Origin of the sequence: Flavobacterium maritimum (assembly GCF_040049085.1) — a bacterium.
Lineage (GTDB): Bacteria > Bacteroidota > Bacteroidia > Flavobacteriales > Flavobacteriaceae > Flavobacterium > Flavobacterium maritimum.
Genome location: NZ_JBDLZY010000007.1, coordinates 123,890 through 149,516, shown reverse-complemented (window position 1 = coordinate 149,516; position 25,627 = coordinate 123,890). Strand labels below are relative to the sequence as shown.

The window sequence follows — 25,627 nt, the reverse complement described above, 5'->3', positions numbered from 1 at the left end:
GTGGATATTTACCTTGTTGAATCTTGAAATAAGCAATAGGATTCTCAAATATAATTAAAATAGGCTTTTTTTTTTTAAATAAAAAAACCTCGTCTATTTCTAAACGAGGTTGCTTAATTTTTGAACTTGGATGTTATGTCGATTAAACCTTTATTTAAGGAATATCGGTAACCGTCTAGATCTTAGTTTCTATTGAGACTTACTAGAATTTATATTTTATGCTGGTCATTACTTGACGTGGTGCAATTGGGTTTATACTGTAATTTTCGTGTACGGTATAATTTAAGACATTGGCAACATTTGATAATTTACATAAGATGGAGAATTTTTTCCAAGTGTAACCTGCAGATAAATCAATTGTAGTATATCCTTCAAGAGGGATGTCTCTGTCATTAATTGTCACGGCTCCTGTAGTTGAATTCACTACAATTTGATCATTCCAACCACCAAAACGGTCGCCAATATAGTTTCCATTTGCTCCTAAAGACATACCTTTTAAAGTTCCTGATTGTAAGGTATAGAAAAAGCTTAAGTTGGCAGTGTTTGCAGGTGTTCTTACCAAACGATCTCCTTCAATAAAACTTCCGTTTAATCCTGAAGTTTCTGTATAACGCATATCGTTGTAGCTGTAACCGGCCATTATATTCATACCTTCAATTGGTTTTGCTGTAATGTCGATTTCGATTCCTTTACTGGTAGTTTCTCCACTCAAAACTTTTACGTTGCTGTCGGTGTTGCTTGAACCGTCTGCTTTAAATTCAGCAGTTTGAGCTAAATTACTGTTTACAATTTGGTACAAAGTAACATTGGTACTTAAAATTCCTCTCCAGAAATCTTTTTTCACCCCAACTTCGTACTGGTCTATAAGAGACGGTTCAATAGTTTCTCCATAAATAGTTACTCCTGTGTTTGGTGTAAAAGAGTTGGCGTAACTTGTAAACAAAGACATATCTTTTGTTGGCTGGTACACTAAACCTAACTTAGGAGTAAATGCTTGATCAATACGTTTTGGATCTTCTTTAATGGTGTTATTAATCAAGTCTGTGTTTTCGGCTTGTGCTTCTTGCCAAGACCAACGTAATCCGGCCAAAACTTTAAATTTTTCTGTAACTGAGATCAAATCTTGTGCATAGATTCCAAAACGATTGGTATCTGTTTTTACAATTTTGGTATGTGTTGCGTCTGGGATAGCACCACCTTGGTCAAAATTTTCGAAATCAAAAATATTACCACTACCATAAGTTGCTGGTGAAAAAGTAAATGTATTCGATTCTGCAAATGAATTTTCAAAATCAACCCCTGTGAATAACTGGTGTTTTACTTTTCCGGTTAGGAAACAACCTTGTAAACTAAGTTGTTCTCCAATGATTTGTTCTGAATTTTTATTTTGTCCCAAAGGTCTTTCCCAATATCCGTAAGGATCAGCTTTTGGTTGAACACGCTCAGTCCCTTTGGATGCTCTGTCGTAATTTTGGAAAGAAGTATTGAAATTCAGTTTCCAGTTTTTATTAATATCATGATTTACAAATCCAGAAACAGTGGTTTGTCTTGTTTGTCCATTTGACCAGGTCGCACCTAAATAAGTGTTACGAGGAACATCAGCAATTTCTTTTCCAATGGCTCCAGTTCCAAAATCTGGAGTCCAATCGTCATGTAGATAATCTCCTTGTAAAGTAATTTGAGTTTTATCACTTACTTTAAAAAGCAAGGAAGGATTAATATAGTAACGTTCTTTTTTTACGACATCTCTAAAGCTTTCTGAATTTTCATAAGAACCTGTAAATCGGTATGCAATGATGTTGTTTAACGGGCCGTAAATATCTATCGAAGGTTTGTAAAAGGCATAACTTCCCATTTGCATGGATACTTCTCCTCCTTTGGTAAACGAAGGCGCTTTGGTTACCATGTTTAAGATTCCTCCTGGCGCAACGTTTCCATATAATAAAGCAGCACTACCTTTTAAGACTTCAACTTTTTCTAAAGAAGAGACTTCAGGAATTGATCCGCTGCTAAAACGGAATCCGTTTTTAAACATGTTATTAGCAGACATGTCATATCCTCTTGAGTAGAAGGATTCTTGAGCTCCACCGCGGGCAGATCCAACATAGACACCATTTACATTTTTAATTACATCGCTTAATCGAATGGATTGTTGTTGCTCAATAATTTCAGAACCTATTATCTGTACACTTTGTGGTGTGTCCATTGGTTTTAAACCGGAACGTAGAGCTGTTACCGGTTTTGGTTGTTTATTAGCGGTAATTACAACTTCTTTTAAAATCTGTCCTTTTTTGTTTTTGACAGTATCGTTGATCGATTTTATACTATCGGATGAGAAATAGTAAAGATCATTATCGTTTGATTTGGTATTATTACTTGCTATTTCTTGGGCTTGTATAGTAAAACAAAATAATAAGAAAACTGAGGGTAATAAAATATATTTCATATCGTTTATTTGGAATAATTAAAAATAACTTTGCAAATATAAAACCCCATTTTGAATTAACAAAACTTATTTAGATTAAATATGAATAATATTTTAAATTAATTTTAACAGTATTGAATTTCAGTGTTTTACTTGCTTATAAAAGCCTTTTTTTGATGTGTAAGATCATTTTGTGGAGCGTTTTTGTTGAAGGTAATGTGATTATGCTGCCTTAATTAGAGTTCTGGTATCTCTAAAAGATGTTGTTGATCTATTTTATGTTAATTTTTGTTAAGGAAATTGCCTTATTCTTGTTCTATTTCTAAAAGGTATTTGTCTGGTAAAGTCAATGAAAGGTACATTTTTAACCGTAGTTTTTAGAGTCGTACGCTACTACTGGGATTTGTTTTCGTACTAATATTTGGAAAAGGACGTGTTTTAAAAATCAGCCCTTTTTAAACTGAGAACTGTGACTACGACTGAAAACGAGCTTAATTATTGCTAAAAATTAAAGCCGTGTCTTAAATTTTTTAATTCGGAAGTTTTTTGATTTAATGACTTTTCCATCGTCAGTAATCATTACGCAACTATAATCTGGGTATTTGTTGAGTAAATCTAAGCCTGCAGTTTTTCCTAATACCATTAAGGAGGTACTCAATCCGTTTGCTGTTTCTGCATTAGGTCCAAAAACTGTCACACTGGATAAGCCTGTAGCAGGATAGCCCGTTGCTGGATTGATAATATGAGAATAGCGTTTGCCGTCAAAAACAACAAATTTTTCATAGCTACCAGAGGTGGTGACAGCCTCTTGTTCTAACGGTACGACAGCTAAAAGTTTTTCAGGATGAAAGGGATTGGTAATACCGATGTTCCATTTCTTTCCATTGGGCTGCTTTCCCCAAGTGCTCATATCTCCCGATCCATTTATAATTCCGGCCTTGATACCTTTGGCGAGCATCATATCGCGGCATTTATCGGTGGCATATCCTTCTCCTAATGCGCCAAATCCAATTTTCATCCCTTTTAGTTTAAGGAATATGGTTGATTGAACACTGTCTAAGATGATGTTTTGATAGCCCACTTTTTCTACTGATTTCTTTATGGCTTCCGCCGAAGGCATTGCAGTCATTGATCCGTCAAACTTCCAGATTTTATCCATTGCTGCAAAACTGATGTCAAAACTGCCATTAGTTACTTCAGAAAACCGAATCGCTCTTTGCGTCAATTCAAAAACTTCTCGGTCCACCTTTACTGGACGAATTCCGGCATTTTGGTTTACTTCTGATACCTGCGAGTCCGATTTCCAATCCGAAATTAAATTTTCAATTCGGGTGATTTCTGCAATGACGGAATCTATATTTTTTTCTGCTGATAATGAATCCTTGGCGACAATGGTAATGTCAAATCGACCACCCATAAGCAGGCTTGTTCTTTTTCGTAAGACTTGGCTGTTACTGGTGAAGCTACAAAAGATTATGAAAAGAAGTAGAAATTGGTGTTTAGCTATCATATTAGAATTTGAAAGTATCGATTTGTCATACTAATAACAATCCGTTAGCACTTGTCCATTAGCTTTATAAGCTGGAATTCCCATTGTTGTTCTGTCAAGACAGAGTGTATCAAGGACAGATTCTACATCCCTCTGCATAGCAAGTGAACCGCAAATCATTAAAACTCCTCCTTCTGTCAGCAAATCAATAAAAAAATCAGCATCTTGTTTGATTAAATCCATTACATAATTATGGTTTGCTTCACGTGATAAAGCCAAATGAAAACTCTTGAGCTGCTGTTTTTGAATACTGTCTGATGCAAATTTTTTATAACCCACAACAGTTTCAGTTTCCTTTCGAAAGCCACAGTACAAATGAATGGGAGTTTTGTTCTTATTTTGCTCAATCATTCCAAGAAAGGGAGCGATACCGGTTCCATTTGAAATTAAAGCAACTTTGGATGCCTTTTTTGGGAAATGGAAAGTGCTGTTCTTAATGATTCGTGCTTTTATAATCGAACCGGGTTCAACAGCATAGAGATAGCCTGAGCCTAAACCGGATGGATGCAGTTTTATGACCAATTGTATATTTCCGTTATGATTTCCAATAGAGTAGAGGCGTTCTCGAGTATCGTTTGCCGGATAAATAGCTAATAAATCTCCCGAAGTGAATTTGGCTCTCATACTCGCACGTAGCGTGAGTAAAAAAGTATGTTCGGTGTCAGAAATGGCAGTTTTTTCCAATACCATCAGTTTTTGCAAACCTTTTGGAACGTGGTTGTATAATGATGGAGTGGTTGAAAGAGGAATTCCAGTCTTCTGACTCCATAGGTGTACCCAGCCTACAAATTCTTCAGCCGATTTGTCATTTACAGTTTGTAATTCTAAAAAGCGCTCTGTCCAATTTTGCTTTTCTAATAAGGTATCTATATCGCGGGCAAAACCACAAAAATCGGGATAGGCTTTTGAACCAAAACCTACGATCGAAACATTGATTTTTTGCTTTTGTTCGGTTTTGTTGACAAGCGATATGAATTTGCTTGCATTAGAAGGAGGATCGCCCAATCCGTGGGTTGAGGTAAAAATAATAATATGTTCAGCTTTTGGATAAACCGAATAATTATTAAGTTCAGTAAGGAACACTTTTTCTCCGTGGGCCAGCAGTTGTTTATGAATAGCATTGGCAAAGACCAAAGAGCTTCCGTTCTCTGATCCTACCAGTAAAATGTACTTGCTTTCTTCGGCTTTGTATTTGTTTTTAATGCGACTTGATCTTCGTTTTAACGTCATCGCAAATCCTGAGTAAATAAAAAAGAGAATGTTGATAGAGGCAATTGCCAATATTATAGCCCACATTATACTTGCCCGTCCAGTATGTAAATCAAGACTTAAATCCGATAATATTGTTGTCATCGGAAAACGAACTTCACGGATTACAGCACCTGTAAATTGATCTACTTCGATTTCCCGGTCTTGTAATTCAATGATATAATACTCATCAGGATCATCCGAAAAAGGGAATTCGATTTTCTGAACATCAGCCAGTAGCGTGTTTTTAAATACGGACGAATCAGCATCCTTTTTTGAAATAGGCGTAGTTTTTACAATTTCGGTTTTTTCTTCTGAAGCTGTTTTTTCGAGAAAAAAGTTAAATTTTTCCAAAGTTAAATAAGTTCCAGAAAGTGCGATAATCAAAATTGGAATAAGCGATAATCGGCCTAATAAAACGTGATAATATTGGGCAAAATAGTCTTTTATTATTTTAGAAAAGAAGTTGCGCAGACCTCTCTGTCTGTTAAGAACAAGAGCAAAACCCGAAATAGAAATCAATACTAGCAAAAAGGAGATAAACCCAACAAAAAAACGCCCTGTTTCCTTAAGAAATAAAGAACGATGGAGCGCTGTAACCCATTGGATAAATTCACTTTTTTTTTGGGGAGTGCCTATTATTTTGCCTGTCGTTGGGTCAATGTAGGCGTTAACATCATTGTCCTCCTGATCGATACCTTGCAGGGTTACAAATTGATTGTGGCCAATACTTAACTCGGTGATTTCAGGATAGGTTTTGCGAAGAATGGGTAAGGTTTCCCCGAGAGTTAATTTTTCAAAATTTTCCACTCGGTAAGGTGATGTTTTCTCCTGTATGGCATCGACAGCAAGGATGACACCGGTAACTGAAGCCAATACTAAAAATGCAGCCGAAAACACTGCCAACGCTAAGTGTGTGTAACGCCAAAAAGAAAGAGTCATTGATGTAATTTATTTTGAAAATTATTCATTGGGTAAAAATAAAAACAGATTTGCTTTTCTGACTTTATTTTAAGGCTTTTTTACAAAATTATATTGCTCTAATTTTTGTGTTACGAGCATTTATTTCAAAAAAAAATCTGCGGAAATCTACAAAATCTGTATAAAATAAATGGACGCAGATTTTGTGGATTTTCGCAGATAAAAAAAGTTTAAAGTTTAGATTTTGCTTAATCTTACATAGCGAATATAGCCTTTACCTTCGGTTTTTGCAGCAATTCCTTCAGTAGTAAGAGGGATTTCTAAATCAGCTGTATAATATTTTTGATCTTCAACGGCTGTTTCAAATCGCAATTTGTACCCTTTGTTGATTTTAGAATCTTCAATTTCAATTGTGGTAATACTACGATCACCGCCAGTTACTGAAGCTCCCGTTTTTGCACTGATATTCGTAGGCTTTTTAGAATAGAATTTATGCCATTCTTTAAGGGTTTTGTACCATTTTTTATCATCACCCATAACATAAAGAGTTTTGTCATATTCGCCTTTGGCATTTACAAGTGAAACCACAATATATGCTCCCTCTCCCATATAGTTAGACATTTGGAGCATGCATTTGTATTTACTGGTTTGTGCAGTAGCTTGAAACGATAAAAGGCATAGTAGCGCTGCTGCCAGCGATGTTTTAATTAAAGACTTCATAATTTTATTTTAAAAATTCTAGAGATATATTGTTTTTTGTTAAAGACTCATTTTCTTTTGCCAAGGAATAAGGACTTTCGTCAAATTCAGTGGTAACATCTTTTTTGGCGCCTAGAGATAGTAGGTGTTTCAAGATGGCATCGTCTTTAGAAATCATCGCTGCTTTGTGTAAAGCAGTTAGACCATCGGTGTTTTTAACGTTGATGTCAATGTTTAAATCGGTAATTTTTTTCAGCAAAGCTAAATCATTTTTGACTACAGCCAAGTGGTAAAGTGTGTTCCCGTCTTTTTGTGGAGAGGCTAAGTTTAATCCTTTGTCTTGAAGCAATTTTATTTTAGCTGCAAAAGGATCTTGTTTCGTAGCATTAGCAGCTTCTGGACCGCGACCCATTTGTGGTCGGTAAGACTGTATTAGATAGAATCCGAGATTGTTTCCTTCTTTGTCTTGAACATTTATGTCAGCACCTTTACTCAAAAGAAGTTCTACTGCAGCTGGAGTTCCTGATTTAACGGCCATCGTAAGTGCTGATTCTCCTTTTAGGTTTTGAGTATTGTTGTTTTTTACTGTTGGCAATAATTGTTCTAATGCAACAGTTGTTTCTCTGGCCGAAGCCGCAACCATTAAAGGGGTATTTCCTTCGTTATCGGCTTTGTTTACATCTACTCCTTTGGCTAGGAAGTAATTGATGATTTCAGTCTGGTTGGATTTACTTGCCAGAAAATGAAGTACTGTTTGTCCGTCTTTGCTGGTTACTGTTGGTTTTAGTTTTAATTCCTCAACCAAGTATTTGTACGTCTCAAGAGTAGATGCTTCTCTACGGAAACCTTGTGCAGCAAAAATAAGTGCATTGTCATTGTATTTTACTCCTTTTTCCAATAGGGATTTTAATAATGTAACATTACCCGATCTGGCGGCATAATTGAAAGCAGTATTCCCATCATTGTCAATATCTTTTAATGATAATCCTTTAGAAATAAAGTAGTTGCTCAGAGTGAGGTTTTTGTCTGATGGAATAGCCATCAGCAGAAGGTTTAAACCGTCTTTGTATTTTTTCTTAGGGTCTATTCCAGCTTTAAAAAAAGCATCATAAACAGCTGTATTGCTTTGTCCGCTACCGGCTGCAAATGTAATTGGGGTTTCTCCTTTGCTGTCTTCTAAATTAATGTCAGAACCTTTATTTATCAGGTAATCTACGATTTCGGCATTACCTTTATTAGCAGCCCAGTGTAAATAAATACGATTGTCGTGTGTGGATTTATTTACGTCATTTCCCGCTTGTTCCAATAAGAATTTTATAGTGGCTGTCGGTGCATCATTATTAATAGCGATAACGGTTACATCAAAAGCATTTGGTGTTGATGCTGACGGGCTGTTGCCTTTTGCTATTTCAGCTTGAACAGCTGCTACATTTGGGGCTGTTTTCCAAAAAGATTGCTCTAAAAGCGTATTTTTTTGCTGTGCACTGACGAATAAAGTGGCAGTCAAGGCAAAAGAAATAAAAAGATTCTTTTTCATAAATTTTTTTATAAAGGTTCTTAATTAATAGGGAAGGGTGTTTATTAAATTATCTTAAATTATTTAGATTAAATAAAAATAGAGCAAATGTAAAAATTAATATGATAATGTCAATAAGTATTTAACCATTATAAATAAATTTTTATTGCGTTTTTTTTATGTTTTGTGATTTTAAAATTGTTTTTTGTTTGATGCTTCTTTGCACTATTTCTAACTCAAAAAAGCACATGGATTTTTTGGATTGTTTTTTTAGACCTAAAAACTATTGGAAGGTTTAAAGCAATTATTTAAATTTTTTCAATGGGCTTTATTGTATTGCTTTAAGCTTGAGTAGCGGTTGCATTTTTCTTTTTTTTATTTCGTCCCCACCAGATGTAAAATCCGGATATGGGAAGACTAGCGATGAGTAAACTAAATAAGAACGCAAAGATTTTACCTGATAGACCTGCTATGGCCCCTGTGTGAAGATCATAATTCATTCGGATCAGATTGTCTGCAATTTTTGCGTCCTGCTGTCTGCCCCATATATGAGAAACATTCATCTCCTTTAGGGTGTATTGATCAAAATAACGATAGTCAATTTTCCAGTAAGTTCCTTTATCTAAATTGGCATTGGCAGCAATTGGTGATGTGTCCGTTTCAGGTGGATGCATTTCGATTGATCGTGCTCTTGGATATTCTTTTTGCATTTGGAACCAAATTTTATCCAATGGATTTGCGGTTACATCCTTTTGTGTTTTTGGGTTTCTTTTCGAAAGAGGCTCTTCATACAATAATGATTTTTCACCTCCGCTTATGGTATAATAAGAATAGGCGAACCATTGAAATCCCCATACTAAACCTGTAATGGCGAATATGATTCCGATTATGAGAACATAGAATCCAGTAATATTGTGCAAATCATAGTTTTTGCGTTTCCATTTTGTTCCTTTTTTCCATTTGAACCAAAAGCGTTGTTTTGTTGCGTTTTTATTTCTGGGATACCATAAAACTAATCCTGAGACTAACAATGCTAAAAAAATCAAGGTTGCAACCGATACGACAACCTGACCAATTTCACGAGGAAGCCATAAATTGAAATGCCCGTCTAAAATAAAACTGAAGAAACCCTCTTCATTATTTATAGTTTTTAAAACCAAACCATTATACGGATTTAAGTAAGTTGTATAATGATAAGATGGTTCATAATGGTAAAAGATGGCTTCTGCAGCATTGTTTTTATCATTGTATTTTATGGCATGAAGCAATTTACCGGGAACTTCTTTTTTAGCTATTTCAGCTAATTTTGACGGAGGCAGAAAAGATTCATGCTGCACTTCTACAAAACGATATTCTTCGGTGATGTTTTGTATTTCTTCCTGAAAAGCATACAAACAGCCGGTAATGGCAATTATAAAAACCAATAGGCCTGAGGACAATCCCAACCATAAGTGTATTTTACCAATACTCTTTTTGAAATTATTATTTTTCATTTAAAAATAGATAAAACTCCTCACGAAATGAGGAGTTTAGTTAGATAAAATAATCTTAGAATTTATACATTAATCCAGCAACTACATTCCTTAGTTTTTGTGGAGTAACAGTTGACCATCCGCTAAAATATTCTTCGTTTGTTAGATTATTTAGTTTTAGGGTAAAGTTGAATTTATTGGTGTTATACGATAAGGCTGCGTTAAGAGTGGTGTAAGCAGGCAGTTCAAATGTGCCAATATTAGCTCTATTTAAAACCTTATATTCACTAGCGTAATTTCCGCCAAAGCCTATTCCCAATCCTGTTAATTTTCCAGTTGTCAAAGTGTAATTAGCCCAAAAGTTTACCAAAGTTTCAGGTCCAGCCTCTTCGGGTCTTAATCCAAGGTATCCTGAATCAGCATTGTCTTTTGTAACTTCACTTTTGTTATTGCTGTATCCGGCAATAATATTAAATCCTTTCGCAGGGTTAGCAGTAAAACTTAATTCAACTCCTTTACTGTTTACCTCTCCACCTTGAATAGAATTATTGATATTATTTGGATCGGTCATCAATCGGTTATTGACATTAATGTTGTAATAACTGATAGATGCAGAAATGATATCTTTGTACAAGTTCGTTTTTAAACCAAATTCATATTGATTGGCGTGTTCCGGGTCAAATGTTTGCATTCTGGTGTTAGTACCATCAATATCCGAAACTTGCTGTGGCGCAACGTTTACAAATCCATCCATGTAATTGGTGAAAATGGAGACTTTATTTTCGACGATTTGGTACACAACACCAAATTTCGGAGAAACGGTTGTTTGGCTTTTATCATCTTTCCAGGCATCTGTTTTGTTCTTGAAGTTATCGACTCTAAGACTTGCCATTACCGAAAGTTTATCTGTAAAATTAAATACATCTGAAACATAAGTGCCCAATGTTTGCGTTTCTGCTGTTGAGTTTCCTTCAAATGAATTTACCAAAAGATTGTCAACTCCTTGCTGTGTTAGATCCCCGGTGTCTGTTTGGTTGACTAAATTGACAATTCCGTTGGCGACCCAACCTGTACTTCCATTGTATATATTAGAGGAATAATAATCAAGTCCAGCAACTAAGCGATTTCTGAATTTCCCAATTTGAAAGTCTCCAATGAAATTTTGTTGGATGTCAGAAGCCCATGTTTCTCCATTTCTTTTTGAAATATATCTTGTGAAATCACCTCCGTTAGCTGAATCCCATAAATAAGAATAGTATCCATTTGATGTACTGCTGCTTTTTGAAAATGCAGTTTGCGAAGTCCACTGATCAGACAATTTGTAAAACATTTGAGCCTGTAGGTTAAATGTTGGATTACTTATAGAAAGTTCATTTGAGGTATAGGAGTTTTTGTAGTTTTCTTTAAAAACATCTATTGAGGTAAAAGTTAGTGGAGCATACCTGTTCAAGAATATCATTGGTGCCACCGCTGCACTTCCCTGGGTAAATTCAGTATTGATTAGGAATGATAATTTGTCATTCACTTTATAACTCAAGGAAGGTGCGAAAAAAAGTGATTTTGCAAAACCGGCATCTTGAAAGGAATTTTGGTTTTGGTAAGCTGTATTAACCCTTATACTAACATCTTTATTTACGGGAACATTTACGTCGGCAGTAAGTCTATTCATGTTATAACTTCCAGAAAGATAGCTAATTTCTCCGCCGAATGTAGAATAAGGTCTTTTGGTTACCGTATTGATTAGCCCACCATACGATATGAGACTGCTGCCAAATAAAGTTGCAGATGGCCCTTTTATCACTTCAATATTATCTACATTGATTGGGTCTATCGTTCCATTATTGGTAGCTGGTAGTCCATTAATCATTGTGGGTTGGACTGCAAAACCTCTCATGCTAAAATATTCAGCCCCATCTGTTCCACGACCGGTAGATTCCCATAAACGTGTAATTCCTGTTGCATTTTTTATGGCGTCATTAAAGTTGGTTACCAATTGTTCTTTTATTAGCTCGCTCGTAACGGTATTGTACACTTGAGAGTTTTCAATATTGCTCAGAGGCATTTTTGAAACGGTAGTACTTTTTTCTCTTTTGTATTTGTATTTGTTGTTAACGGTTACTTCTTTTAAGGAGTCAGTTTGAGTTTCTTGCGCAAAAGCGGTTCCTATGGAAAACAAACAGAGACTTACGAGAAAAGTAAATTTTAAAATTTTCTGATTCAGATCATTCATGGTTGAAAAATAAATAGGTTAAATAATTAATGCTTATTTAGAATAAATAAGAATAAGGCAAAATTAAAATTTAATTTATATTTAACAATATTTATTTAGATTAATTAAAAATAATGTTTTAATGAGTTGATTTGTATTTATTTAGGAATAAAAAAAACCTTGCTTTCTTAGGGCAAGGTTTTGATTTGAGTATAAAATGGAGTTTTTTATTTGACTTTTTTCATGGAAAACTGTTCGGAACTTGGTTTTCCTTGTTGGACACCTGAAATTTTGGCAACCAAGCTATCGGCAGTGATTTGACTATAACTGATTTTTTGAGGGTAATCGTGTTTTGGATTTTCAAAAACCAATTTTTTTCCTGCTTCACCACTTAATTTAAAAGGAACCGACTTGTCATTATTTTGCCCTTTTACAGCTGCACTATAGGTCAATTCGTCACCAATTTGTTGCAATGTAATCGTTTCAAAGTGTAAAGTATCTTCCGCTTTTATATAATAGGATTGGCCTTGAAAAGTACTGTCGTTCACTTTTTGCCAGATTTCTTCGAGATTCCCATCAGCTGATTTGTTTTCCCAAGTACCTATCAGCCACTGTGCTGCATTGATTTTTTCGTTTTTATTTGAATCGTTTTTACAGGAAACAATTGCGGACAAAAGCAGTAAAAGAGTTATTTTTTGAAACATTGGTGTAACTGTTTGATGTTATTTGAAAAGCTAAATTATGAAAAAATAGAATAGAAAGATTTTTGATTTCAGATATTATAGACTTCTTTGATCGACAAGCTACTATTTATCAACCCCAAATCAGAAATGCTTCGCCAGTTCGCCGGTACTCGAGTCAAAAATCGTTAATCTGAAATCAGCAGTCATTTTTGCTTTCATTCAAAATAGTATAAACCAGTTCTTTAGTGGGTTTTTGATCTTTTAGTTTCGCTCTAACCAGATCAAAAGTAACTTTGAAATCACAGCCCGATTTATAATGGCTGCAACCATAAGCCGTATTTCCTTTCAGCACCGTTCCGTTTTGACATTTCGGACAGGCTAAGGCATCTGGTATTGGTTTTTCGGCTATTTTCTTTGGTTCGAGTTTGAGCTTGAAATTTTCATCAAAACGAAGCAAACCTTCTACAACAGTCCCGTTATCAGTTTTAAAGTCTTTTAAATTTACCGTAGATCCTTTTTGAAGCAATCGCAAGTATTGATTCTCTGATATTTTTTTTTCTGCAAAAGTATAGGGTAATACAAAAGTACATCCGGCTTTATATTCGCCACATCCATAAGCTGATTTTCCTTTTATCAGTGTGTTTTTTTTGCATTTCGGACAGACTTCAGCCAAAATTCCTGCCGCTTTCTTTTTCTCAACGGTAGCTTCTTGTTTTTGAATACTTCCTGCATGCGAAATATTGGCACGCCTGCTTTCGCTTCGTACTTCATAGACCAAGGCTTCTACCATCTGTTTCATGTTCTTGATAAACGCAGCAGCGGTAAAGGTCCCTTTTTCAATATCTTTCAACTGCTTTTCCCAAGAACCTGTTAGTTCGGCCGATTTTATTAATTCATTTTGAATAGTGTCAATCAATTGGATCCCTGTTGGCGTCGGCAATACCTGTTTCTTGTTTCGAACGATGTATTGGCGTTTAAAAAGGGTTTCAATAATATTGGCTCGCGTTGATGGTCGCCCAATACCATTTTCTTTCATCAATTCGCGTAAATCTTCATCATCTACCTGTTTACCTGCGGTTTCCATAGCGCGCAATAGTGTTGCCTCTGTAAACTGATTGGGTGGTTTGGTTTCCTTTTCTAAAAATGAAGGTTGGTGTGGCCCTTTTTCACCTATAACAAAACTAGGTAATATATCAGCCTCTTTTTCTTTGGTATTGGGGTCTTCGAAGACTACGCGAAACCCCTTTTTTAAGATTTCTTTTCCGGTGGTTTTGAATAGTACATCAGCTGCTTTTCCAATTACCGTGGTATTGGCTACCAAACAATCATCATAAAAAACGGCAATAAATCGCTTCACAATAATATCATACACTTGCTGCTGATTGTATTGCAAATTGGTTTCAATCCCCGTTGGAATAATCGCATGGTGATCGGTTACTTTTTTATCGTTGAAAACTTTCGGTGATTTTTTAATCTTTTTTTCCAAAAGAGGCTGGGTCAACTCCGCATAATTGGTTAGTTTTTCCAAAATACCGGTTACTTTTGGATAGATATCGTTCGGTAAAAAGGTGGTATCGACTCTGGGGTAGGTGACTACTTTTTGTTCGTATAAAGTCTGGACAATTTTGAGCGTTTCATCTGCCGAAAACCCAAACTTGGTATTGCAATACACTTGTAATCCTGTTAAATCAAACAGCTTAGGAGCAAACTCATTGCCATTCTTTTTTTCGATAGAAACAATTTCAAAATCACTTTCCAGGACTTTATTGGCCAAAATTTCGCCATCTTCCTTTTTTAAAAAACGTCCTTCTTCATAGCTGAAAAGCGTCTCTCGATATAAGGTTTGCAACTCCCAATAGGGTTGCGGTTTAAAATTCTCAATTGCTGTAAATCGGTCTACGACCATCGCTAGGGTTGGCGTTTGTACCCGCCCGATAGACAATACCTGTTTGTACCCGCCATGTTTTACGGTGTACAAACGGGTGGCATTCATACCGAGTAACCAGTCGCCAATAGCTCTGGAAAAACCTGCGTAGTATAAATTATCGTAGTTGGTGGATGGTTTTAAGTTTTCAAAACCTTCTTTGATGGCCTCGGTAGTTAGGGATGAAATCCATAAGCGTTTTACCTCGCCTTTATACTGGGCTTCGTTCATGACCCAGCGCTGAATGAGTTCTCCTTCCTGTCCCGCATCCCCGCAATTGATGACCAATTCGGCTTTGTCAAATAAACTTTTTACGATTCTGAATTGCTTTTCAATACCCGAATTTTGCACCACTTTGGTTTCAAATTTCTCGGGCAGCATGGGCAGGTTGTTCAAGTCCCAACTCTTCCAATGAGGTTTATAATCGTTCGGTTCTTTTAAGGTACATAAATGCCCAAAAGTGTAGGTCACGACATAGCCGTTGCCTTCGTAATACCCATCGTGTTTGGTATTGGCTCCCAAAACGGATGCGATTTCGCGTGCTACACTTGGTTTTTCGGCAATACAGACCTTCATTTTCTCCTGTTAATTTGAAGCCGCAAATTAGGAATTTAGAAATTGGTATTAAAAAGAAATCTTATGGAGTTATGAACGGCTAGGGTTTGCTATTTTTTAGGAGCATAAGGATTGGTGTTTTCAAGAGGCAATCTTCCTGCTGTCCGCTGTATCTCTACTTCCCGATGCTTCGGGACTACGAGGATGCCGCTTCCATCAGGGCTATTGATGGGGTTTCATTTTCATAAGAACCTGAGTAAAAATAATGTAGATTACTTTATGTACCTAGCTGGGGAGTATAGAAGAATAATTGTTTTTGTAATATTTTTACATTGAAATAGAGTGAAAATTGTATACATTTAGGAAAAAATTAAATATGAAAAAAATTATTCTCCTATTATTATTACTGCCAATGATTGCACTTTCTCAAAAAATTAAAACCAAGAAGGATAAAGTTCTGGTCGATGAAAAGGAAGTAGCAATATTAAACGACAAAATTTCCGACCAATATGAATTGTCAGATCTGAATAATGTAAAACAGCTTACAATTGAGTATGAAGCCATGGCAGTAGGACAAACAATTATGAGTCAATGGTTGGTCGTTACTTCAGGAGATGGAACTAAAAAAACTGAAATTCCATATGATGTATTGATTACTTCATTCAGTCCAACAAAAATTATTCTGCATTTACTTTCAGTAAAATATGGTTTGTTTGATTCTAGTGGATTTAATCAGAATAAAATAACTGAGTTTTTTGCAACACAAAGAGAGAGTATTTCAGATAAAGCTTTTAAAACAAAAGTTGATGTTTTGGAATCAAGAAAAGAAAGGCAAGAAAAAATTTCCCGCTATAATCCTTATGTGAAGAATGATGGAACTGTTATGTTTGGTGGAACAGCTGGAACGTCTATAGTTGGCCGTGTAGTAGGCTCAAGTTATACACCAATGGGTTCAAGTAATTTTGCAAACGTTTATGATTTGGACAATAATAAAGTTGCAAGTGCACAAATAAAAGGAAATTTTGATAATGATATAGAAGTTACTTTGTACACTGATAGTAAATTTACCTATCAGTCGACCAGTCGTTTTTCTGGGCCAGATGATGTGGCTTTTTTTAAAGAATTAATAGAAGAGTTAGTTTATCGTGACATTACATTAGAGCATCAAGCAAAAACATATAACGCAAATTTATTAAATGAAAAGATTCGCATAGCAAAAGAAAGAAGTGTAAACGTTTACAACGTAAAAGGGTATGCAATTGATAATAAAGGTGTGAAATATGATGGAATATTGACAGCCCAGTTTGAAAAATTAGATATTAATCAAACAGGAAACACTGAAGTCATTGATGCAATTGATAAATATGGAAAATTTGTCACAGTTAAGTATCTTAATGAGAAAGGAAAAGAGAGGATAATCACTTTAGCAGCAAAAGATAATACTGTTTTTTATGTAAAAAACGCAGATGGTTCCGAAACTGGTTATAGGGGAATGAAAGTTAAAGGTGATGTGATGAAAAAACTTTCAAACGCAATGTCATTAGGTTTTAATAATGCATATTTTTATAGGGTAGTTTTTTCAGAAAAAGATAATTCACTTTTGGTTGATCCAGTTGAGAAAGATCGCTATGTGATAAATACGAAAAATCAAGAAGCAGGTCAAATGATTGATAAACGAAATAATAAAAATATTTCAATTGAATTGGCGGAGTATCTAAGTTCTTGCAAAGATTTATCCAATGAAATTAAGAAAGAAGTATTTGATTTAAAAATCGAGGAAAACCTTATAAATATTGTAAAAGAATATAATGAATGCAAATACCCCAATTAAATTGTAAAAAACAACCTAGTTTATTAATCTAAACTAGGTTTTTTAGTTTTAGGAAGACTTTATTTTTAAGAAAAGTTGTGTAACAATTAATTCTTATTGGCGGGCTATAGTTTTCTTAAGCTGGGACTCTTCGAAGTCTTCTCGGAAACAAAAATAGTATTAGTAGGACGAGACATGTTTGTAGGCACGAGCGAAACGCTCACGCTAACAGGGAATTTGGTGTTAAAAAGAAATCTTTAGGAGCAGAACTATTGGTAGTTTCAAGGACGAACCTTCCTGCTGTCCGCTGTATCTCTACGTTCCGATGCTTCGGGACTACGAGGATGCCGCTTCCATTAGGGCTATTAATAAGGTTTCATTTTCATAATGACCAAAGCAACAAGATTCTGCTAGATTGTCATTTGTTTTCTGCTCCAATGTAGTTGTGTGAGCCGTCACAGTTGGGTAGTTTTTTAGACAATCCACAGATACAATCGTTGATTCCTTTTCCGTTAAGAATACGTTGGGTGTATTTTTCGATTCGGGTCTCGCGGGTTTTAGCTTGTTTGGGAGCCGAAAAATAGAGATTATAAGCCCGTTGTCGCCCTGGAGTTAAGGCTTGAAAAGCAGTTTTTAAGTCTGGGTTTTGGGCTAATGTATTTTGTAATTCTGCCACCAATTCAAGTTCTGTATTGCTTTTAAAAATTACTTTCAAGCCTGCTTTTTCAATTTCAACGGCTTCATAAATATAGGCTTTGATAATTGATTTCTGGTCTGTGATTTCCGGAAGATTGGTAAACTTAAAAAAACGCATTGCCTGACTGTTTTCTCCGGGTTTGCTTAGAATACCGTTGCTGTCTTGAAGTAAAGTTCCTTTAAAAAAGCTAAGCGTACAGTATTCTTTAAAACTGCCTATAAGTACAACATTGTTTCCCCGAAAACTGTAACAAGGAGTACGCCACTTGAATTCTTCGGTTAATCCACAATCGAGTAGTAATAGTCTCAATTGCTCCATTTCGGGTTGCCATTTTTTGGCATTGCTTATAAAGTCATCAACTTTGGGATTCATTTTACTAGATTTTAAAAAATAAAAAAGATTTTGGTTTTATAAAAGTATAAAAATAAATGTATTGAAAAATGCTGTGATGATACTAAAAATTAGAGTTAATCGTTGCAAACGAACAGTGGAATTGATTCCTTGTCCATTCCATGGCGCCTAAATCTAGAAAAATTAGCATTAATTTAATTTTTTACAAAAAAAAAGCTATGCCGTTTTATGGCTATAGCTTTTCTGACTTATTTTTACCTGTCCTTCGTTTGATGGCTAGGTATGCACCCTAGCGACAGCAGACGAAGTATGGCTGCGTTCAAACTGAAATATATATCTGTGCGATCTGGTCTGTTGTTAGCTGATAGACACTATTGTGCTTTTACTTTAATTGAATCATAACTATTCGAATTTGAACCTATTAATCCATATACAGTTTCGCCTTTTTTGATTGTTTTACCGTTAAGATCAAATTCCAATAATTCTTTTTTAAAATTTTTATTTGCTGAACTTGCAGCGATCATATTTCCTCCCGCTAGTCCTGGACCTAATATTAATCCGACAGGGAATGTATGAGTTGGTTTTGTTTCGGTATAATAGCCATTTGAAGTAGTTGTCGTTCCAGAATAAAATTGGAGTGGGGATAAAAGTAAATACCACAAATACGAAGCTGGACTTTGTTTTATCGTTTTGAATAGTTTTTCCGTTTCAATTAAACTGACTTCATTACCGTTTTCATAAGAAAGTTTAAAATCTTTTCCGAAAATTATATCTTTTTCAGTATTGTTTGTGATCTTAACTGCTATTAACTTAATATCATTTTTAGTCTCTTTCTTTTTATATTTTTTTTCTAACAAATCGTATTTATATTCTAGCAAAATATTACTTTCAATACTTCTTGAAACATAATTTATTGTTTGGGGATTTATCTTTTTATATCCAGAGGCGCAACTATTTAAAAGTATTGTAAAAACTAAAAGCGAACCAATTTTAATCATTTTAATCATTCTGTAATTTATTTTAAGGTTTAAGGTTTATTTTTTTTTTTTTTCGGTTTCCGTCTATGTTTCCTTGCTACAAGTGGTTCGGGGTTAAATTAAAATTTAACTTTCGATTGTCACAAAACTCCCAAATACAAAGCTGTTTTCAAATTAAGCCAATTGCCCAAATCACTAGTAGCAGGTGTTACCAGAGGTCTTTATTCTTTCGTCACTATTTTGGCGGTCTCTTTTGCTATTCCAATTGTCGCAATTGAGCCGCTATTAAATCTCAAAAAATCGGATTCAACTCCATCACTAAAAATAACCCCACTTGTGGGCATTAAAGATTCTATAGTTAGATTGTTTTGAGTTTTTATAATTCCGGATGTTATGCCAATTTGAGTTCTTACACTTTGAAAAGGTTCCCTAACCGCAAATAACAATTCGTTGTCTTTTAGTTTTGGTCTTTTTGGTTTTAAATTTTTCTCAAACATATTTGTAATACCATAAGACATATTAAAAATAGAACTCAACCAACCTGTTGAGCCTGCTGGTGTAGATACAATTAAACCGCTTGAAGATTGTTCCTCAATATTGTTGTTATAGGTTATTTTATATTTTGCAGAAATATGTGTTGATGCCCCAATGAACAAGTCGTTAAATGCTAAAAGACGTTGGCCATCATTTAATTTTGCTTCTGCAAATCGCATAGTCTTCGAATTATATTTGTTGTTAATTACATTTTCAACTCCACCAATAAAGTTCGAAATGTCAAATGGTAATAAAACGCCATCATATCTTTCTTTATCCGGATTTACTGCAATAATTGGAATATTCTTTGAATATTTTGCTGTATTTGCGACAAGTCCATCTTGTCCGATTACAATTATTAATTGATTTTCAGAAAATATAAATGAAGGGACAAAATTTCTTTCGATAATTTTGTTTTTTATAACTTTTGAAAGTTGTATTTGTAGTGATTGTAATGAATTTTGAAAAATTTCGTTTTCAATTTCGTAATCATCAAAATTACCTCCGAGTCGTTCAATATAAAATTTCGCCTGTGCTTTTGTATTAAAGCGTTCAATTAGTAATTCAAGGCGTGTTTTATTCTTGACAATTATAGCATATTCAGTGCTCATCGTGTATTATTTCTCGTTTAATAAAGAATCTAATAAATCGGGACTAATATTTAAGTTGCCAATTTTATCAGCATTTTCGGCGAGTTGTCTGAAAGCAAGCGAAATATTAAATTTAGGGTCAGGATTATTATTCAAAGCAGTTAAAATTTTCCAATCAATTTCTTTGTACGGTTTCAACGTTGCTTCAATCACATATCCTTGAGTTTCGGCTTCTTTTTTGTCGTTTTCCGTTTTTTCTTCTATTAAAAGCTTTCTCTGATTTTCAACAGAAATGTCAGCTTCAAGTTTCATTTCTCTTAACTTTCTGTCATTTTCCGCTTTTATAACTTCGGATTCCATTTTCTTCTCTGTAATTTGCTTTTGTTTTTCTTCAATTGCAATTTCAGTATTTAGTTCCGTTTCTTTAATTTTTCTTTCTTGTTCCACCGCAAAATTTCGTCTTTCATAAATTGCTTGATCTGCTTCTTGTTGTAGTTTTTCTCTTGTTTCGGTTTCCAATGCTCTTGACATTTCTGGAGTGGCCGAAATCGCTAAAATATTTGCTCCCAAAATTTCTATTCCAAGCATATTTATTGCGGTAGAATTTTTTAATCCTTCAATTATACTTTCTTCGATGGTTTTGGCTGAACGAATCGCATCTTTAAGTTTTATTCCGTGAATAAATGATGAAGTTGCTGTCTGTGCTTCATTAATTAATCGTTGATTTAGTTTTTCAATATCATTTTTTTTGTATTGTCCGTTATCTTGGACAGTAAAATCCAAAACATCAGATAAAGTTTTTGGATTTGTGATTTTGTAACTTATTTGCCCTTGTATAGTTACGGATTGATAATCATTTGTTGACTCACTAAATATGAATGGTAAATCGTTACTTCCCATAGGAATTGCAACGATTGAACTGTTTGGAGAAAAGTAGAAAAACGAAAGTCCTCGACCTTCTTTTTTTATGGTTCCATTTTTAAAATGTAAAACATAAGTCATTGCATCAAATTGTATGTGTTTAAATCCAAACATAATTTTTTATTTCTATTTTAGGTTATTGTTAAATGCGGTGTGTCTTAAAACCCTTGCTAACTTATATATACTTACCACAAACCCAGTTTATGCATGCGAATCTGCTTAAATGTAAGGTGTCTTATAGCGTTTGTAATTTTTTTTCAAATATAGAAACTAATACCGAAAATACTGATTAAATTTTGTTTGGTTTTTATAACTTTTTCCAAAACTAACTCCTTTTGATTCGAGGATTTTACGGTAAACCATAAATGCTGTTTTTTAGCAAATAATCCATAGTCCCAGTAGTAGAGGAAAGCCTTTGAGTGTTTAAAACCGCTTTTTTCTGGTGGTGGTAGAGCGACCAATGGAAGCTCCTGCCAGCGGCCTAGAAAAAGGGTTGGAAGCCGAGAAGCTTGAAACGGATGATGGGAATTAGCTTCTGAAAAAAGATGCTGAAGCTAAAGGAAAGCGCCTGTTAATTAGCTTTTGTAAATTACAGTAACTATTTACCAGGAATATAGGAGCTCATTTTGTTTAAAGACTTGAGGATATAGGGTGCCCAAATGGAAGGGGAACGAAGGATTTCATCTTCAAAGAACTTGAAAATGTTTTGTATAGCTTCATTCTGATCTTTCTGTATTAGTTTGGTTTCTAAGGTGATACCATTTTGTAAATTTACCATTCCATCTTGTAACTTAGGGGTAATTGCTAACAATGGGACTCCTGCGAGAGCCGCCAGACGTGCAGGAAGGATTGAGGCCATGCATTCTTCTCCCAGAAAGTGAACGGGGCAACAGCGGGATCTTCCTATGTTGTCTCCAATTACTATAACCCGTCCACCAGAGCGCAAGTGGTGAACCAGTTTTCGTAATCCGATGAAACCACCTCCCGGAATATTAACTTTCCCTGTGCGTTGAATCCACGGGCCACCAACAAGTACAAGTGCAAAGTTATTGACACGGCACCATTCGGCAAGTAGCCTAGCCCACGGAGTATGACAGATGGTGATGATACAGCCCGACTCTTCAGGCAGACTAAGTTTGCAGTTGACAAGTGCTATGTTTCCGCGACGAAGCGGAGTTCTCAGAAACAGAGAAAGCGATCTTCTCAACATTCGGGCCATCCATATTTTGCGAATGGTAAAATAACAACCATCCGGAGTCTCGGCAAAACAGGAAGGGATTTTTGCCCAGTTTCTCTCTATTGCAAAAAGGTGTAAAAAAGCAATTATTGATGATAGCCACCCATATATTGATAGAAGTATAAGCAGGTATTGTGGTCGTTTCCTTCGCAACTCATTCGAAGTATTCACAGGCGTTGATAATCTTTTTTTTATTTGCATTATTAAAAAGCTTTTAAAAAATGAATTAAAAAAACGGAACTCAAGTATGTATAACTATGCTGGAATTTTTACGAAATGTAAAAAGTGTAATCGTTTTGCATTAAAAAGAAATAGGAATGCTTATCAAAGTTATGAAAAATATAATAACTATTTTACATTGAGTTATTTGTGTTTTTAAGTAAGTAAAGTTTAGTAAATTTTATTCGAAATTGGATTTTTGCCCTGTTTCTTTTTTAAAAAGAACCGCAGTAAAAAAGATACAAGCTGATAGCAGGAAAAAGCTCCTAAAAAAACCAACAACGAACAACTTTTAACTATCAACTATTTTTCGTAATTTTGCACTCCAATAAAAGGATTAGGAAAATGTTAGATAGACTTCAATATGTAAAACAACGTTTCGACGAGATTTCGGATTTGATTATTCAACCCGATGTAATCGCCGATCAAAAGCGGTATGTACAACTCAATCAGGAGTATAAAAGTATAAAAGCGTTGGTGGAAAAGCGAGAAGAATATATGCTTGTTTTGGCAAATATTAGCGAAGCCAATGAAATAATTGCTGACGGAAGTGATGCAGATATGACTGAAATGGCCAAAATGCAATTGGATGAAGCAAAGGAAAGATTACCGGAATTAGAAGAAGAAATCAAATTCATGTTGATTCCAAAAGATCCGGAAGATGCTAAGAATGTGATGGTTGAGATTCGTGCCGGTACAGGTGGGGACGAAGCCAGTATTTTTGCAGGAGATTTGTTCCGTATGTATACCAAATATTGTGAAAATCGCGGATGGAGAACTTCGGTTGTGGATATGAACGAAGGAACTTCCGGTGGTTTTAAAGAGGTTATTTTTGAAGTTACAGGCGAGGATGTATATGGTACTTTGAAGTTTGAAGCAGGTGTTCACCGTGTGCAACGTGTACCTCAAACAGAAACTCAAGGGCGTGTGCACACATCAGCAGCGACTGTTATGGTGCTTCCGGAAGCAGAGGAATTTGATGTACAAATTGATATGAATGATGTTCGTGTGGATTTCTTCTGTTCTTCAGGACCAGGTGGACAATCTGTAAATACAACGAAATCAGCTGTTCGTTTGACGCACATTCCAACCGGATTGGTGGCACAATGTCAAGATCAAAAATCACAACACAAGAATAAAGATAAAGCGTTAACGGTTTTACGTTCTCGTTTGTATGAGCAGGAATTAGCCAAAAAACAAGAGGAAGACGCTTCAAAACGTACTTCACAGGTTAGTTCTGGTGACCGTTCAGCTAAAATCCGTACGTATAACTATGCGCAAGGTCGTGTGACTGATCACCGTGTAGGGTTAACTTTGTACGATTTGGGTAATATCATGAATGGTGATATCCAAAAAATTGTTGACGAATTACAATTGGTGAACAATATGGAGAAACTAAAAGAAGCAAGCGAAGTATTTTAAAGAATATAGATGCAAAAATAAAAATACCATACTAAATTATTTAGCATGGTATTTTTTTTAAAAGCTTTTTACTGTTTTTGGACTTTATAAGAAATAATAAGCAGATTAAATCTTTGCGAATTTTGCAAAAATCTTTGCGAACTTTGCGGTTAAACTTACAATAATGACGACACAACAACTAATCGACCAGATAAAAATCAAGAAATCTTTCCTAGCTGTAGGATTAGATGTTGATTTGAATAAAATTCCACAACATTTATTAGAATTGGAAGATCCTATTTTCGAATTCAATAAAGCCATAATTGATGCAACGCATGATTTAGCGGTGGCTTACAAACCCAATACGGCTTTTTATGAGGCATACGGAATAAAAGGTTGGATGTCGTTGCAAAAGACCATTAATTATATCAACGAAAAATATCCTGAAATTTTCACGATTGCAGATGCTAAACGCGGGGATATTGGAAATACTTCATCGATGTATGCCAAGGCTTTTTTTGAAGATTTAAATTTCGACAGTGTTACCGTTGCTCCTTATATGGGAAAAGATTCTGTTGAACCGTTTTTGGCTTTCGAAAACAAGCATACCATTATGTTGGCCTTGACTTCAAATGAAGGCGCTTTTGATTTCCAGACATTAATAACAGATGGAACCCGAGGCGAAGCCGAACGGAGCGGAGCTAAAGAATTGTACAAACAAGTTTTAGAGACTTCTAAAACGTGGAAAAACAGCGAGAATTTAATGTATGTTGTTGGGGCAACCAAAGCCGAATATTTCACTGAAATACGTAAAATAGTTCCTGATAGTTTCTTATTGGTTCCAGGAGTAGGAGCGCAAGGAGGAAGCCTTTCTGAAGTTTGTAAGTACGGAATGAATGACAATGTCGGATTGCTTATCAATTCCTCTCGTGCCATCATTTATGCTTCAAACGGAAAAGATTTTGTGGAAAAAGCGAGAGAAGAAGCTTTGAAAATGCAACAGGAAATGGAAGCTATTTTAAAATAAACTTTTTTAGGGGAGTTATATTTCTTCGGTGTCCGTGACTTTGATTTTACAGATCATATTAAAATCAATGTCAATCCATTCGCTCACTTTGATTAAGCCCATCATTTGGCTAACCGGAGTGAGTCCGAAATCACGAATACTCAATTTCTTTTTTCCTTTTATGAAATATAAATCACCGTCACTGCTGTAAGAAACAGGGATGGAATAATGCCTTTTTATGCCTGTAATGGTAATGCTGACAATGGCATTCATAGCGTTTGACTGATTTTTTTCTAAACTTGGCTGCAGATCCAGATAATTTATTTGGACTTGCAAGTTAGGGTAAGTGTCTGATTTTATCAGTTTTAAAAAATCCCTCAAAGCCATTTTATTATTAGATGAAAAATTCTTTACGGGTACGGTAAGTTTGTTTTCACTTAATGAAATCTTATTTTGATTTTGAGAAGTAGTAAAGGACATTTTTTTATTGGAGAGGTCTTCTCCGTTTTGAAATATTTTAAATGATACTACATTTGTTGTGCCGGTAATAGTTAAAGAACTGTTTTTTTGTAAGCTGACATTAACGAGTGGTTGGGCAAATATAGGAGTGTAAACTAGTACGTAAAGGAGTGCTATTTTTACTAAAATTTTCATACTGCAAAGATAAATAATTAGCACGAATG

Annotated in this window: 18 protein-coding genes; 3 read left to right on the top strand and 15 right to left on the bottom strand. The window is 35.0% G+C overall.

All coding sequences use genetic code 11. The features are described 5' to 3' along the window. Window positions 1-202: 202 nt before the first annotated feature. The 9 genes from ABEB23_RS15790 to ABEB23_RS15750 all read right to left on the bottom strand — a co-directional run bounded on the left by ABEB23_RS15790 (window position 203) and on the right by ABEB23_RS15750 (window position 15,222). The gene (locus ABEB23_RS15790) at window positions 203-2,446 is read right to left on the bottom strand and encodes a TonB-dependent siderophore receptor (protein ID WP_348813599.1); all 2,244 of its coding nucleotides are present in this window, start codon (window positions 2,444-2,446) and stop codon (window positions 203-205) included. A gap of 487 nt (window positions 2,447-2,933) precedes the next feature. After that, the gene (locus ABEB23_RS15785) at window positions 2,934-3,935 is read right to left on the bottom strand and encodes an FAD:protein FMN transferase (RefSeq protein ID WP_348813598.1); all 1,002 of its coding nucleotides are present in this window, start codon (window positions 3,933-3,935) and stop codon (window positions 2,934-2,936) included. 30 nt (window positions 3,936-3,965) lie between these two features. Next, window positions 3,966-6,164, bottom strand: a complete 2,199-nt coding sequence (locus tag ABEB23_RS15780; RefSeq protein ID WP_348813597.1) for a PepSY domain-containing protein — start codon at window positions 6,162-6,164, stop codon at window positions 3,966-3,968. 216 nt (window positions 6,165-6,380) lie between these two features. Next, window positions 6,381-6,863: a DUF2271 domain-containing protein gene (locus ABEB23_RS15775; RefSeq protein WP_348813596.1), complete on the bottom strand. Its 483-nt coding sequence runs from the start codon at window positions 6,861-6,863 to the stop codon at window positions 6,381-6,383. A 4-nt stretch (window positions 6,864-6,867) separates the two neighbouring features. Continuing rightward, window positions 6,868-8,379 carry an ankyrin repeat domain-containing protein gene (locus ABEB23_RS15770; RefSeq protein WP_348813594.1) on the bottom strand — a complete coding sequence of 504 codons (1,512 nt, stop codon included), beginning with the start codon at window positions 8,377-8,379 and terminating at the stop codon, window positions 6,868-6,870. Window positions 8,380-8,699: 320 nt separating this feature from the next. Further along, window positions 8,700-9,851 carry a PepSY-associated TM helix domain-containing protein gene (locus ABEB23_RS15765; RefSeq protein WP_348813593.1) on the bottom strand — a complete coding sequence of 384 codons (1,152 nt, stop codon included), beginning with the start codon at window positions 9,849-9,851 and terminating at the stop codon, window positions 8,700-8,702. A gap of 55 nt (window positions 9,852-9,906) precedes the next feature. Continuing rightward, window positions 9,907-12,060, bottom strand: coding sequence for a TonB-dependent siderophore receptor (locus tag ABEB23_RS15760; protein ID WP_348813592.1), 2,154 nt, complete (start codon window positions 12,058-12,060; stop codon window positions 9,907-9,909). A gap of 206 nt (window positions 12,061-12,266) precedes the next feature. Beyond that, window positions 12,267-12,743: a DUF6265 family protein gene (locus tag ABEB23_RS15755; protein ID WP_348813591.1), complete on the bottom strand. Its 477-nt coding sequence runs from the start codon at window positions 12,741-12,743 to the stop codon at window positions 12,267-12,269. A 175-nt stretch (window positions 12,744-12,918) separates the two neighbouring features. Then, window positions 12,919-15,222: a type IA DNA topoisomerase gene (locus ABEB23_RS15750; RefSeq protein WP_348813590.1), complete on the bottom strand. Its 2,304-nt coding sequence runs from the start codon at window positions 15,220-15,222 to the stop codon at window positions 12,919-12,921. Window positions 15,223-15,577: 355 nt separating this feature from the next. Here ABEB23_RS15750 and ABEB23_RS15745 point away from each other — a divergent pair, with 355 nt between their 5' ends. Next, window positions 15,578-17,032, top strand: a complete 1,455-nt coding sequence (locus ABEB23_RS15745; RefSeq protein WP_348813589.1) for a hypothetical protein — start codon at window positions 15,578-15,580, stop codon at window positions 17,030-17,032. 397 nt (window positions 17,033-17,429) lie between these two features. Here ABEB23_RS15745 and ABEB23_RS15740 read toward each other — a convergent pair whose 3' ends face one another. The 5 genes from ABEB23_RS15740 to ABEB23_RS15720 form a co-directional block, all read right to left on the bottom strand. Then, the gene (locus ABEB23_RS15740) at window positions 17,430-18,080 is read right to left on the bottom strand and encodes a DUF1801 domain-containing protein (RefSeq protein ID WP_348813588.1); all 651 of its coding nucleotides are present in this window, start codon (window positions 18,078-18,080) and stop codon (window positions 17,430-17,432) included. A gap of 350 nt (window positions 18,081-18,430) precedes the next feature. Beyond that, a complete protein-coding gene (locus ABEB23_RS15735; protein ID WP_348813587.1) occupies window positions 18,431-19,066 on the bottom strand; it encodes a hypothetical protein in 636 nt (211 codons plus the stop codon). A 191-nt stretch (window positions 19,067-19,257) separates the two neighbouring features. Next, window positions 19,258-20,181 (bottom strand): NAD(+)/NADH kinase, encoded by a 924-nt coding sequence (locus tag ABEB23_RS15730; RefSeq protein ID WP_348813585.1) that lies wholly within the window; start codon window positions 20,179-20,181, stop codon window positions 19,258-19,260. Between the two features lie 6 nt (window positions 20,182-20,187). Then, window positions 20,188-21,195, bottom strand: a complete 1,008-nt coding sequence (locus ABEB23_RS15725; RefSeq protein ID WP_348813584.1) for an SPFH domain-containing protein — start codon at window positions 21,193-21,195, stop codon at window positions 20,188-20,190. A 484-nt stretch (window positions 21,196-21,679) separates the two neighbouring features. Beyond that, on the bottom strand, window positions 21,680-22,471 hold the full coding sequence (locus ABEB23_RS15720) for an LpxL/LpxP family acyltransferase (protein ID WP_348813583.1): 792 nt from the start codon (window positions 22,469-22,471) through the stop codon (window positions 21,680-21,682). A 411-nt stretch (window positions 22,472-22,882) separates the two neighbouring features. On the opposite strand from ABEB23_RS15720, the gene prfA reads away from it, so the two are divergent. Together prfA and pyrF are read left to right on the top strand one after the other, a co-directional pair. Beyond that, window positions 22,883-23,959 carry a peptide chain release factor 1 gene (gene prfA, locus ABEB23_RS15715; protein WP_348813582.1) on the top strand — a complete coding sequence of 359 codons (1,077 nt, stop codon included), beginning with the start codon at window positions 22,883-22,885 and terminating at the stop codon, window positions 23,957-23,959. A 163-nt stretch (window positions 23,960-24,122) separates the two neighbouring features. Beyond that, a complete protein-coding gene (gene pyrF / locus ABEB23_RS15710) occupies window positions 24,123-24,965 on the top strand; it encodes an orotidine-5'-phosphate decarboxylase (protein ID WP_348813581.1) in 843 nt (280 codons plus the stop codon). Between the two features lie 15 nt (window positions 24,966-24,980). Here pyrF and ABEB23_RS15705 read toward each other — a convergent pair whose 3' ends face one another. After that, window positions 24,981-25,598 (bottom strand): YceI family protein, encoded by a 618-nt coding sequence (locus ABEB23_RS15705; RefSeq protein ID WP_348813579.1) that lies wholly within the window; start codon window positions 25,596-25,598, stop codon window positions 24,981-24,983. Window positions 25,599-25,627 lie beyond the last annotated feature (29 nt).